Below are 12960 nucleotides of genomic sequence, written 5' to 3'. Positions count from 1 at the left end.
GCCGGGGGTCGGACACTACACTGCAGAATAAACATGGGCCAGACCGGCGAATCGCCAGTCTGGCCCATGGAACAGCAAGCTGAGATCTCCCGGAGGGAGACCAGGCTTACGGGGTGGGGGGGGTGGCAGCCGCGTCGCCACCCTCGGCCGGGGTACCCTCGGCCGGAGTCTCCTCGGCGGTCTTCTCACCCTCGGCGGGGGTCTCCGCCGGGGTCTCGGTCTTCGCCTCGTCGGGGTTGGCGGTGTCGGTCTTGCTCTTGTTGCAGCCAAAGGTCGCCACCGAGAGGGCGGCGAACACGATCGCGATCGTCTTCTTCATGAGTTCTCCTGGCTTCCCCTCGCGGGGCGAATGCACGGCCCCTTGCGAGGGGCAGTCGTCGTGGACGGTGCTTTAGCCAGGTACCGCAAAACTTGGCCAATTACCAGATTCTTGAGCGTCGTCCGCGCAATGCGCGCAAAATGCCCGCCAGACGCCTGAATTCATGGTCCTGAGGCCAGTTCTTCGTCGTGCTCGATCTCGTCGAGCATGCGTGACACGGCGGTGAGCGCGTCACGGAGATCGACGAGGAGGGCGGAGAAGCGCGCGTCGGCAGCGACTTCTCCGCCGAGATCTTCCCGCAGCTCTTCCCAGCGGCGATAGGCGTCGGCGAGCAGGCGCTGGGCCTGACCGCCGTCGAAGCCGTCATCGGCGACGTGCTGATACAACCCTGCGACGCGGTCGGCGCGTCGTCTCGAGACCCCGCGCCAGCGCTCGTAAGCTCGCTGCGGATCGCTCGCGCGCAGCCATCGTCGGGCCGCGCGCTCGATCTCCGCCACGTTGCCGCGCAGCGCCTTCACCACCTCGCGGTACGCCGGCAGGTTGGCCCGCACGTAGCTGCGAGCGACCCGCTCGCGCGCCTCGGCGCGCTCCGCCTCGAGCGTCGCCCCGTCCTGGAAGCCGGCCTTGCGGCGGGTCTCGGCCAGCTCGTCCGGGGTCATCGACGCCGCGGCCGCGGCGACCGTCGGACGCACCGGAGGAGGCTCCGCCCGCGGCGCCGACTCCGGCTCCGCGCACGCTCCGAACACCAGCGCGACCGCTGCGACCCTGCGCATCTCTCGTCCGGTCAACCTTGTAAAATTGCCCGGCGCCTCGAACAAGCCCCGGGCTACACTTCGCGGCGGTGCTCCCGGTCGCTCGCGCCGTCGTCGACGTCCTGTCCGGAAGGACGGGTGGGCCCGCGGCTCTGGCGACGGTGATCGGCCGTTCGGGCTCGGCGCCGCAGGTCGTGGGGGCCCGTCTGCTCCTGCGCGAGGACGGCGTGCAGGTCGGCACGGTGGGCGGTGGTGCGATCGAGGAGCAGGTGCTCGACGCCTGCCGCGCCAGTCTGCGCGACGGCAGCCCGCGGGTGGTCAAGGCGCACCTGGTCCGCGACCTCGGCATGTGCTGCGGCGGCGCCATGGAGGTGTTCGTGGAGTATCTCGCCCCTGAAGCGCGGCTCGTCCTCATCGGCGCCGGCCACGTCGCCCAGGCGGTGGCTCCGGTGGCCGCCGGGGTCGGCTTTCGCGTCGTCGTCGTCGACGACCGCGAGGATCTGCTCGAGCACCCGGCCTTCGCCGGCGCCGAGCGGCACGCCCGCGACGTCGACGAGCTCGAGCTCGCCGTGCCCGACCTCGGCGAGCGCGACTACGTCGTCATCCTCACCCGCGATCACGCCCGTGACGAGCGGGCTCTGGCGCATCTGGTCCGCCGCCCCCACCGCTACCTCGGGATGATCGGCAGCGTCCGCAAGGTCCACGCGATCGTTGCTCGCGTCCTGCGCCGCGAGCAGGAGCTGGGCCGCCCGCTGCCCGACCTGTCGCGCGTGCGGGCCCCGGTGGGAATTGCGCTGGGTGGGCGCACCCCGGCCGAGATCGCCATCAGCATCGTCGCCGAGCTGCTGGCGGACCGCCACGGTGGCACGGGTGCGGCCATGAACGTCGTGCCGCAGGCGCTCGCCCGGCTCGGAGCACCGGCCTCGACCGTCGCCGAAGGCCGCGAAGGCGACGCGCGCGACGACCGCTGATACACTCCGCCGCGATGTTCACCGCCCGCGTCGCGCTCGTGACGGCCGCCATGGTCGTCGCTCCTGCCACACTTGGCTGCGCCAAGAAGACACCGCCGCCCAACGTCGTCGTGGTCGACGAACCGCAGTCGGACGGCGCCGGCAGCGCTCCGGGCGAGGGTCAGGCCGGGACTCCCACGCGCAAGCCGCCCGCGGGCAAGCCCCTGAAGCTGCGCGCCACCCTCCACGGCGCCGGCGATCTGATGACCCTGGTCAAGCAGACCACCACCGCCTGGACCCCCAAGCTGCCGATCGATCCGGCCGCGCAGATCCAGGCGATGCTGCTGCAGATGGGCTTCGGACCTGGCCTTTGGGCCAGCCTCGATCTGGCCGGCCCGTTCGCCGTCGACGCCACCTTCTTCGCCCAGGACCCGAGCAACGACCTCAAGCTCGCGGGCACCCTCGCGGCCGTCAGCGCCAAGGGCGTCATGGACGGCATGCCCTCGGGTCAGCGGCCGCAGCCGCTCGGCAACGGCCTGTGGGAGCTCGTCCAGGGCGAGCTGCGGGTGCTCCTGCGTGAGAAGCCGAAGGCCCTCGAGTTCGCGCTGTCGAACGCCGACCTCGAGCGGGCCGCCGGGCTCGCCGAGGAGGCTGGGCAGGGGCGGCGGCTGCGGCTGCGCGGCACCGACCTGCCGCCCGGCATGCTCGAGACCAGCGCCCTCTCCGGGCTGCCGGCCGGCCTGCGCCGGCAGGTCCTCGCCGTCCTGCGCGAGGCCACCGCCGGCTCGCTCGAGCTCGACGCCGGCACCGACCGCGACCTCGTGCTGCAGCTCTCGGCCGACGCCCCGTTCTCGCGCCTCGGCCTGTCGCCGCTGGGCCCGGCGCGCACCGCCCCGACCGGGCTCGAAGCTGTCCTTCCGGCCAGCCCCGCCTTGGTCGTGGCGATGCCGTGGGGCACCCCCGAGGTCCTGCACACCGCCCTCGACAAGGGCATCCCGCTGAGCCAGATCCCCGCGCCCTTCGACGTCGTCGCCAAGGACGCCATCGCCGCCGCCCACGCCGTCCTCGACCAGGTCCAGAGCGACGTCGTGTTCGCCCTCTACCTCTCGCCGAAGGGCGAGGCCACCGCGGTGCTGGCCGCCAACGTCAAGGACGAGGCCGGCGCGCGGGCGGCCATCCGCGGCATCGAGCAGGCGCTGGCCAAGGGCTTCGCCGCGTTCGACAGCCTGACCGGCGAGGACAAGTCGGCCAAGATCAACTTCACCCTCAAGACCGACGGCGCCAAGGCCGGCCCGGTCAAGGGCGACCTCCTGACGATCCCTGTCCCGAAGAACATGGCCAAGGAGGCAGCCGATCTCGAGCCGTTCCTGGTCGGCAAGAAGAAGCTCGAGGCCGCCTCGTTCGTGACCGGCAACCTCGCGGTGTTCACCGTCGGCGCCGGCGCGACCAAGGTCGCCGGCGACATCGGCGGCGCGCTCAAGGGCCGCAAGACCAGCCTCGGCGCCGACGCCGGCCTGCGCCTGGCCCGGGCCGCCAGCCAGGGCTGCCACTTCTGCGTCAGCGTCGACCCGGCGGCGCTGCTGCGGCTGTCGGTGCTGAGCAGCGCCGAGGCGCGGGCCGACAAGGCGCGCCTGAAGAAGATCGAGACCGGCGCGGCCGCCTTCACCCGCATCGGCGGGGCCGTGGGCGTCGGCGTCAAGCTCGACCCCAACCTCGGCAGCCTGGCCGTCGGCGTGCCCAAGGCGGTGCTCGTGCCCTCGCCGGCCGACGCCGCCCAGCTCGGCGAGCTGTTCGGGGACAAGGCCGAGCCGGCCCGTCCCAACGACAAGCCGCTGTCGAACAAGGGCGCGGCGCGCGAGCCGACGCCGGCCGGCCCGCCTGCCTGAACGGACAGGTCCTTACGCGCACGTCGAGCCCAGCCGCGCTCCTGACTGAAAGGGCCTGTCCGAACGGACAGGTCCTTTTTGCCATGTCCGATCGAGCATGCCCGATCGACCCGCTGCTTTCACCTTCACCGGCCCGCGGAGGCCGCCCGTGACCGCCCTCGGCGCGGTCGTCCTCGCGGCCGGCGCCGGCGAGCGCATGGGCCGGCCCAAGGCGCTGCTCGAGTGGCGCGGCCGCAGCTTCGTGCGCCACGCCGTCGCCCAGGCCGAGGCCGCGGAGGCCAGCCCGATCGTCGTCGTCGAGGGCGCGGTCGTCATCCCGGCCGAGGACCTCGGGCCGGCGATCAAGGTGACCAATCCGACATGGCCTCAAGGACAGATGGACAGCCTGCGCCGCGGCCTGGTCGAACTCGACATGCTGGCGCCCGGGTGCGCCGCGCTGGTGCTGACGGTCGACCGCCCGCACGTGCGGCCCGAGACGGTCGCGGCGCTGGCTGCGGCGTTCCGCGCGGCGCCCACGCAGGTATGGCAGCCGGAGCACGGCGGTCGCCGCGGACACCCGCTGATCTGGCCGGCGATGTTGGTGCCGCAGCTGCTGGCGCTGGGGCAGGACGAGAGCCCGCGCGACCTGCTGGGACGACCCACGGTCACCGGACTCCGCCGCGCCCTCGCCGTCGACGATCCCGCTGTGCTCGACAACCTCGACCGGCCCGCCGATCTCGCGCGGCTACCGTGAGCCGAGGTGGGTCCCATTACCCGCTGGCACTCGCCCGGCGGCCCTCGTATGGTCTCTCGCGCACATGTTCGAGCGCATCGAGGCCCTGCATCCGCACTACGACCCCGAGCTCCGGCTCCTCACGCTGACCCTCGACCACGGCAAGGCCAACGAGGTCGGCACCGTGACGCTGGACGCCTTCGAGGCGCTGTGTGAGCTGCTCGAGCACGGCGAGGTCGCCTGCCTGTGCACCACCAGCCGGCGCGCCAGCAAGTCGGGCACGCCGATCTTCATCTCCGGCGCCGACGTCACCGAACGCGTCGGCTGGGCCGACGAGCGCGTCAAGGCTCATGTCCGCCGCCAGCGCTCGATCCTCCAGCGCCTGCGCCACGTCCCGCTCTTCACCGTCGCGCTGAGCCACGGCGTCACGCTCGGCTGGGGCCTCGAATTCTTGCTCACCGCCGACTACTGCCTGTCGACGCCGAAGGGCCGCTTCGGCCTGCCGGAGACGGGCCTCGGCATCATCCCCGGGGCCCGCGGCACGGCGGAGCTGGCGCTGGCGGTGGGCCCGGCGCACGCGCTCCGGCTCGGCTGCACGGGCGAAGAGATCGGCGCCGACGAGGCGCTGCGGATCGGTCTGTGCCACGAAATCGTCCCGGACATCGACGCAGGTCTCGCCCGCGTGCGCACCTTCGCCGAACTCCTGCGACGACGCTCCCCGACCGCTGTCGCGGTGTTCAAGCGTGGCCTGTTGGGGGCCACCGGGCAGGCCGAAGCGGAGCGCCTGTGCATCGAGGCGGCCGCGTACGAACGCTGTATCGACACCGGTCAGGCCGCGATCGGGCGCGCTTCGTTCAGCGCAATTCGCGCGGGAGAAGTGCCACCGTGGGGTCCCCGCCGGTCTTGAGCGACGGTGCCCCAAAAACCCGCCGGCCTGCGAATATTTCAATTTGATACGTCACTGGGACGTTGCTGTGGAATACTCGTCCCTCGCGTTCGGCCGGTTCCGGGCGGCGGCACGGGTCCGTTGTCCGCGCACCGCGAGCGCCTGATCGCCGCCCCGTCCATCTCGCGCCATGAACCAGTCCGACGCGCAGCAATCGAAGCCCACGGCGGACGGGGCGGAGCCGCCGATGCCGGACAAGATCGCCGGGCGCTATCAGGTCCGCGGGCTGCTGGGGCGCGGCGGTTTCGGCGCCGTCTACGAGGCCTACGACGAGCTGGAGGAGCGCCCGGTGGCGCTCAAGCTGATCCGCCGCGACGCCAGCCTCGACGCGCCCGGCTCGCGCTCCAGCGAGGCCGCGCCGGCCAGCACCGTCCAGCCGACGGCGGCCGCCGCGAGCTCGAGCGCGCGCCTCGACGGCGCCCGGCGACCCCCGATCACCCGCAGCTTCGGCGCCACCCAGGGCGCGGTCAGCGACGACATCGCCGAGTTCAAGGCCGAGTTCCGCCTGCTGACCCAGCTGCACCACCCGAACCTCGCGGCGGTCTACGACTTCGGCCGCTGCGAGGACGGCGGCGTGTACTTCACGCAGGAGCTGCTCGCCGGCGTGTCGCTGCAGGAGTGCCTGCGCACCGCCCCGCGCGAGACGATCGTCGAGCTGTTCGTCCAGCTGGCGCGCGCGCTCGACTACATCCACGCCGTCGGGTTCGTCCACGGCGACATCAAGCCGAGCAACGTCATCGTCTGCCAGCCCGAATCCGAAGGCGGCCAGCCGCAGGCCAAGCTGATCGACTTCGGCCTCGCGCGCCTGTTCCGTCACCACCGCAAGCTCAAGGACCTCGCGCTCGACCAGCTCGACGAGAACGAGGAGCTGATCAAGGTCCGCGGCACCCCCGGCTTCAGCGCGCCGGAGAAGGTCCGCGGCGGGGTCATCGACAGCCGCGCCGACATCTACTCGCTGGCCGCGACGATCTACACCGCGGTCCGCGGCGTGCGGCCGTTCCCCTCGCGCACCTTCAAGGAGGCGCTGCGCAACGCGATCGACTGGCGCCCCGAGCTGGCCGGCGCGCTGCTGCAGCAGTGCGGCCCGGTGGTCGCCGAGCTGGTCGGCCGCATGCTCTCGCCTGACCCCGAGCTGCGGCCGCAGAGCGCCCGCAGCATCGTGCTCGAGCTGCTGCGGCGCGAGTCGAGCCACATCCGCGACCGCCAGAAGTCGGCCCAGGACCGCCGCGAGTTCGCCCGCGTCCTCGTCGAGCTGCTGCCGTTCGTCGACCGCGCCGACTACCTCGACATCCTGCTCCTGCGCGCCCACGACGTGCTGCGCCCCGACTCCGCGCGCAACCGCGGCAGCCGGGTGATCCGCACCGTCATCGTCGAGGCGCCGGAGGGCATGGGCAAGACCCGCCTGCTCAACGAGCTGCGGCGGGAGATCCAGCTCGGCGACGGCCTGTTCGTCGAGGGCTCGTGCTGGACCGGCGACGGCGAGGGCCTCGGCCCGTTCGCGCCGGTCGTGCTGCAGCTGGCCACCGCGCTCGGCGAGCGCAGCGAGGCCGTCCGCAAGTACCCCGACCTGATCCGCGCCGCCCGCGACCGCAGCCACGAGTCGGCCGCCGCCGCCCAGCTGACCGAGTTCCTGGTCCGCTGCGCCGCCGAGCACCCCTACGTGCTCTACCTCAGCGACCTGGCCCGAGGGACAGAGACCACCCGCGTCCTGGTCGAGCAGCTCACCCGCGCCATCGACCACAACGAGGCCCGCGCGCTGCTCTGCATCACCACCGAGCCGCACCCGAAGTTCCGCCCGCAGCTGGTCGCGCTGAGCCGCGAGCAGCTGGTCGAGCTGTGGAACCTGCGCCCGTTCACGCAGAAGGAGATGATGGATGTCCTCAAGGGCATCCTCGGCGACGCGCCGGCGCTGCGCGAGCTCGTCACCATGCTCGACAAGCTCACCGGCGGCCACCCGCTGAGCTTCCGCGAGACCCTGCGCGTCCTGATCGAGGAGTCGATCCTCGTCCGCGACAACGACACCTGGGTCCTGCGCTCCGCCTCGGCCGCCGCCGAGCAGCTGCACAAGACGCTGGCCCAGCGCAGCGAGGCCCGCCTCGACGCGCTCGGCGTGTCGGCCTGGGAGGTCGCCAGCATCCTCTACCTGATCGAGGCGCCGATCGACGAGGAGCGCCTGGCGCACCTCACCGACCTGCGGCGCGAACGCTTCCGCCGCACGCTCGAGCGGCTCGAGGGCGAGGGCCTCATCTTGCGCAGCGCCATCACCGGCGCCTCACAGGTCGTGCTGGCCCACGCGAGCGTGCGCGAGGCGGTGCGCATCCGCTACGAAGACTCGCTGTCCGAGACGCGCCTCGAGCTGGCCGAGCGGATCGCCGAGCAGACCACGGTCGACCCGCAGTTCGTGTTCCTGCGCGCCCGCCTGCTCGACGCCGCCGCCGACGGCCTCGAGTACCTCAGCGAGCTCGAGAAGGCCGCCGAGGACCTGTTCTCCACCGGTCAGCCGAACCTCGCCGCCCAGGTGCTCGAGCGGGTCATCATTCGCCTGCGCAAGTTCGGCCGGGTCCAGGGCCTGCCGCGACTGCTGCGGGCCCAGCTCAACCTGGTCGAGCGGGCCCCCGGCGCGCTCAACGACCCGCGCCGCGAGGCCGCGCAGCACGAGGCCGGCATCCTCGTCGCCGAGCTGCTCGGCGACCATCGGGCCCAGGCGGTGTTCTGGCTCGGCCTCGTCGACCGCTACACCCTCGACGGCGGCTCCGACGCCGAGATGGCGCTCGGTCGCCTGCAGAATGCCGCGCTCGCGGCCAAGCAGGCGCGCGACCGGATCCTCGAGCTGCGGATCGCCAACCGCCGCGCCGAGATCTTGCTCGGCGCCGGCGAGATCGACGGCGCGGTCCGCTGCTCGAAGGAGGCGATGGAGATCCTCGACCTCCCCGACGCGCAGGATCACTACGTCTGCCACGTCATGGGCACCCGCCTGCGCTGCCTCTCGCTCGCCGGACAGCTGGCCGAAGCTCGCCGCCTGCACGACCAGGCCAAGCCGCTCGCGTCGCGCGTGTCGGTGCTGCAGCGCCAGGCCTATATCTCCGGCATCGCCTACCTCGCGGTGCTCGGCAACGAACCCGAACGAGCGATTCCGGAGACCCGCGCCGCCCTGGAGCAATTGCGCGCTGCAGGGGTCACGCGCATGCTCATCAACCCGCTTCACAACCTCGGCGACCTGCTCCTCCGCAGCGGCGACTTCGAGGGCGCGTCCGAGAGCTTCCGCGAGGCCCTGCGCTTCGCCGGCCTGCACGGCTTTGCCTACCACCTCCACCTCAACCGGGGCTTCCTCGGCTACACGCTGGCCCGCATGGGCGAAGTGGAGGAGGGCGCCGCGATGCTCGCCGAGGCGCGGCGCGGGATCCAGACCATCCAGAACGAGCAGTTCGCCCATCATCAGCTGCGCCTGCTCGACGCCGAAGTCGCGCACATGCTCGGGCAGAGCCCGAGAGCGCGCCGCGAGCTCGAAGAGATGTTGGCCGATTTCCACTCGACCAATGAGCTCAGCCTCGCGCAGTGGGCTCAGGAGGCGCTCAGCCGCATCGAGCGCGACCGCGGCACGAGCTTCATCGAGACCCCCGACGAGGCCGACGCGCAGACCGTCTCCCCCGACCAGGACACCGTGCGGACCAAGCCCCTGCGCTGACGCCGGCACAGTGTTCTGCCCCACGCGCGTCCGGCCTGATTTCCGCTTCCCGGCCCTCCGGGCCTGCATTAATGTCCGTGTTGCCTCGAGCCCTCGAGGCCACCTCATGACCCCCACCCTTAGACTACGCGGCGACGTTCGAGACCAGGCGCTGACATGAACGCCGCGGCTGGCAACCCTCGCGACCTCGCGTCGTTGGTCGGCACCGTCCTGGACGGCACCTACCGACTCGACCAGCTCATCGGCGAGGGCGGCATGGGCGCGGTGTTCCGCGGCCGCCACGTCATCATGATGCGGGACGTCGCGATCAAGGTCCTGCACCCGGACTTCAACCGCGACCCCGAGCTGGTGCGACGGTTCGACCGCGAGGCCCAGAGCGCGGCCCGCCTCGACCACCCGAACTGCATCCACGTGTCGGCCTACGGCACCACCGAGGACGGCATGCGCTACCTCGTGATGCAGCTGCTCGAGGGCGTCGAGCTGGCCGACCTGCTGACCGAGCCGACGGCGCCGAAGCGCGTGGTGGAGTGGTCGATCCAGATCTTGCGAGGCCTCGAGCACGCGCACAGCCAGGGCGTGATCCACCGCGACCTCAAGCCGCAGAACGTGTTCCTCACCCGCGACGCGCACGGCAACCAGCTGCTCAAGCTGGTCGACTTCGGCATCGCCAAGCTGGTCGGCAGTGACGCCGGTGACCCGCTCACGCGCGCCGGCATGGTCTTCGGGACACCTCAGTACATGAGCCCGGAGCAGGCGCTCGGCGTCGAGATCGACCCGCGCGCCGACCTCTACGCCGTCGGCATCCTGATGTTCCAGATGTTGACCGGGCGGCTCCCGTTCAACCATGAAGACGCGATCGCGCTGATCCGCATGCAGGTCAGCACCGAGCCGCCGCAGCTGCCCGACAACGTGCCGCAGGAGCTGGCCGCGATCGTCTACCGCCTGCTGGCCAAGCAGCGCGAGCAGCGGTTCCCCGACGCCCGCACCGTCCGCGCCGCGCTCGAGCGCTACCGCAGCAACATGTCGCACAAGGGCCGCGGAGACACCTCCGACCCGCTGATCGACATCGGCTCCGTCACCACCGACACCGCCACCCGCCCGCTGCCCGAGGCCCTGCGGCCGCGCCAGCTCGACTTCGTCGAGTCGGTGCTGCAGACCGACCGCTGGTCGCGGCGCACGTGGTTCAAGGCGGCGATCGCCGGCTGCGTCGTGCTCGCGCTCGCCTCCGCGGGGCTCATCTACTGGCTGTTCTTCAGCGAGGGTTCGCCCGCGCCGACCCAGCCCGATCCGCTCGCCGCCGAGAGCCCCGCCGACCCGGGCAAGGCGGGCGAGCCGGCGGCCACCGGCGGAGCTGGCCCTTCAGCCATGTCCCCTGCGCCAGGTCCCAGCGAGCTCGAGCTGGCGACCCTCGACGACCTGATCAAGCAGGGAAAGCTCGACGAGGCGCAGACCCAGATCGACGCCTTGCTCGAGCGCTACCCGGGCCACGCGCAGCTGGTGTGGCGCGACGCCCGGCAGCTGGCCAGGCGGCCGACGATGCACGAGTCGGCGGTGCGCCGCTACGGCGAGGTGCTGAAGAAGTCGCCCGACCTCGAGCGCGACCTCGGCTTCATCGACGAGGTCGACGCCCTGCTGCGCAAGCGGCCGTACACCGACGCCGCGATCGCCCTGGCGACCGACCTCGGCGCCGCCGGCGTGCCGATCCTCGTCCACTACATCAACGACGCCAAGTCGTGGGCCACCTGGGCTCAGCGGCGGCAGATCCGCGACGCCCTCCCGGCCGACGCCGCCGCCCAGATCGACGTCGTCCTCAACCGCCGCCGCGACCTCGAGCAGTTCGCCGAGGCGCCCGACCCGTGCGCGGCCGCGTTGCCGGCGCTGCAGGCGATTCAGGCCGAGCCGCTGGCCGACTACGTCCCGGCGCTCAAGGCGGCCGTGGCCCCGGTGACGCCCGCGGGCGCCCCCGCCAATCCGGCCTGCGACCAGGCGGCGGCGCTCCTGGCCACCGTCCGCACCGCCTACGCCGGGCGCTTTCCCGAGGCCTTCGCCCCGGCCAAGCCGGTCAAGAAGAAGCCGGCGGCGAAGAAGAAGAAGAAGCGCGGGAAGTGACCTCCGGGACGATGAGCCCGATCAGGTCACTGACCTGACGGTGCGCCTCGATGCGGTGGCGCAGCGGCAGGTCCTTGTGCACGACGTACAAGTTGCGACGTCCGCTTCGGTGGCGGGTGATGTATCCCGACTCTTCGAGTTCGGTGACGATCCGCTGGACCGCTCGTTCCGTGATGCCGACTGCCTCTGCGACGTCGCGCAGACGGATCTCCGGGTCCTGCGCCACGCAGAAGAGCACGTGCGCGTGATTGGTCAGAAACGTCCACTCCGAGGGCCTATCGGGCACAATGAGTCTCCGGTCTCGAATATGAAGAAATCATCACCTTCGGTCAACTCGCTCGCGCCGGCCCCGCCCGTTTTGTCATGAGAGATTCCTGAAACCCATGCGGAACCTTGTTCTAGCGTCGACTTCGCGCTACCGGCGCGAACTCCTGCAACGCCTCGATGTTCCGTTCTTCACGGCGGCGCCCGCGTACGACGAGCGAGCCGAAGACGCGCACTTCGGCGAACTCGGCGCCCCGGGCTTCGCCCTCAGGCTCGCCCTGGGCAAGGCAGAAAGTTTGCGATCTGCGAACTCGGATGCGTGGATCCTCGGGGCCGACCAGGTCGCGGTCGGGCCCGGTTCCGAGCTGCTCCATAAGCCAGGTACCGAAGACCAGGCGATCGCCCAGCTCATGCGCCTGTCCGGGGCGACCTTTCAGCTGGTCACCGGCGTGGTCCTGCTCGACGCAGCCTCGGGCGCCAGCGACACCGCCGTCGACGTCCAGACCTTGACCATGCGCGCCTACGGCGAGGACGAGGCTGCGGCCTACGTCCGCCGCTACCAGCCGCTCGACTGCGCCGGCAGCTTCCGCATCGAGGACGCCGGCATCAAGCTGTTCGCCCGCATCGACAGCGGCGACTTCACCGGCATCATCGGCCTGCCGCTGCTCGCAGTGGCCCGACTGCTCCGCACCGCCGGCCTGCTCCCGGGCCCGTGACCGGTGATGCATGCGCGGTGCGTGAGTGTCGAGCCGCGCAGGTGATGCATGCGTCGCAGATCACGCAGCGCTGGTTCGTGAGTGTCGAGCCGCGCGGCGATTGCCCGCTGCCGACCGCGAGCTCGCACGAGCCCACGCAACGGCTCACCCGCACGCGCCGTCAATGAGCTCGCCGTCGCGATAGCAGCGCCGGCCAGCTCGGTGCTGGTCTCGCCCTCCTTCGCGCGGCCTGTGACGTCGCACTGCGCTGCGCCAGATCGACTCGCCAGGCTCGAGGTCGTCGAAGTGGCCGCGGCCGAGCGTCATCTGGCCCGGCCCGTTGTCCGAGGACCCGGGCGCCGGCTGGAGGTCGCAAACAATTTTCGGCGGCGTTGCGCGCGAACCTCGTCGCGCTCGCTCGCGGGCGAGCCCCGCCGTCGCAGGCGCCGGTCGGCGAAAATCACTCACGGCGGGCTCGGCTGCGGCCTGCGAACGTCGCCGCGAGCCCGAGCGTGAACCGGCGGGCTCCGCCGTGGTGCGCATGGCGGGCGAGCAGCGCGCAACCGCGCGACGGATGAGCTTTGTTCGGCCGGGCAGTATGCGGCGCCGTGCCGCGACCTGCCTCGCGTCCGCTTCGGGCGG

Annotated in this window: 10 protein-coding genes; 7 read left to right on the top strand and 3 right to left on the bottom strand. The window is 71.7% G+C overall.

The window, feature by feature from the left end:
- Nucleotides 1–106: 106 nt before the first annotated feature.
- Both OV090_RS20225 and OV090_RS20220 read right to left on the bottom strand, forming a co-directional pair.
- The gene (locus OV090_RS20225; protein WP_267705502.1) at nt 107–319 is read right to left on the bottom strand and encodes a hypothetical protein; all 213 of its coding nucleotides are present in this window, start codon (nt 317–319) and stop codon (nt 107–109) included.
- Nucleotides 320–480: 161 nt separating this feature from the next.
- On the bottom strand, nt 481–1092 hold the full coding sequence (locus tag OV090_RS20220) for a hypothetical protein (RefSeq protein WP_267705501.1): 612 nt from the start codon (nt 1090–1092) through the stop codon (nt 481–483).
- A gap of 68 nt (nt 1093–1160) precedes the next feature.
- On the opposite strand from OV090_RS20220, the gene OV090_RS20215 reads away from it, so the two are divergent.
- The 6 genes from OV090_RS20215 (at nt 1161) to OV090_RS20190 (ending at nt 11359) form a co-directional block, all read left to right on the top strand.
- On the top strand, nt 1161–2042 hold the full coding sequence (locus tag OV090_RS20215) for an XdhC/CoxI family protein (protein WP_267705500.1): 882 nt from the start codon (nt 1161–1163) through the stop codon (nt 2040–2042).
- Nucleotides 2043–2056: 14 nt separating this feature from the next.
- Nucleotides 2057–3907: a hypothetical protein gene (locus OV090_RS20210; RefSeq protein WP_267705499.1), complete on the top strand. Its 1851-nt coding sequence runs from the start codon at nt 2057–2059 to the stop codon at nt 3905–3907.
- Nucleotides 3908–4004: 97 nt separating this feature from the next.
- Nucleotides 4005–4640, top strand: a complete 636-nt coding sequence (locus OV090_RS20205) for a nucleotidyltransferase family protein (RefSeq protein ID WP_267705498.1) — start codon at nt 4005–4007, stop codon at nt 4638–4640.
- 64 nt (nt 4641–4704) lie between these two features.
- Nucleotides 4705–5526, top strand: a complete 822-nt coding sequence (locus tag OV090_RS20200) for an enoyl-CoA hydratase/isomerase family protein (protein ID WP_267705497.1) — start codon at nt 4705–4707, stop codon at nt 5524–5526.
- Nucleotides 5527–5695: 169 nt separating this feature from the next.
- On the top strand, nt 5696–9250 hold the full coding sequence (locus OV090_RS20195; RefSeq protein ID WP_276599925.1) for a serine/threonine-protein kinase: 3555 nt from the start codon (nt 5696–5698) through the stop codon (nt 9248–9250).
- 156 nt (nt 9251–9406) lie between these two features.
- Nucleotides 9407–11359, top strand: coding sequence for a serine/threonine-protein kinase (locus OV090_RS20190; protein ID WP_267705496.1), 1953 nt, complete (start codon nt 9407–9409; stop codon nt 11357–11359).
- On the opposite strand, the gene OV090_RS20185 is transcribed toward OV090_RS20190, so the two are convergent.
- On the bottom strand, nt 11313–11597 hold the full coding sequence (locus OV090_RS20185) for a winged helix-turn-helix domain-containing protein (protein ID WP_267705495.1): 285 nt from the start codon (nt 11595–11597) through the stop codon (nt 11313–11315). The genes OV090_RS20190 and OV090_RS20185 overlap by 47 nt on opposite strands.
- Before the next feature lie 145 nt (nt 11598–11742).
- On the opposite strand from OV090_RS20185, the gene OV090_RS20180 reads away from it, so the two are divergent.
- Complete coding sequence (locus OV090_RS20180) at nt 11743–12339, top strand: Maf family protein (protein WP_267705494.1); 597 nt, start codon at nt 11743–11745, stop codon at nt 12337–12339.
- Nucleotides 12340–12960: the final 621 nt, after the last annotated feature.

It is taken from the genome of Nannocystis sp. RBIL2, assembly GCF_026626745.1.
Classification (GTDB): domain Bacteria; phylum Myxococcota_A; class Polyangia; order Nannocystales; family Nannocystaceae; genus Nannocystis.
This window is presented reverse-complemented; position numbering and strand designations above follow the sequence as displayed.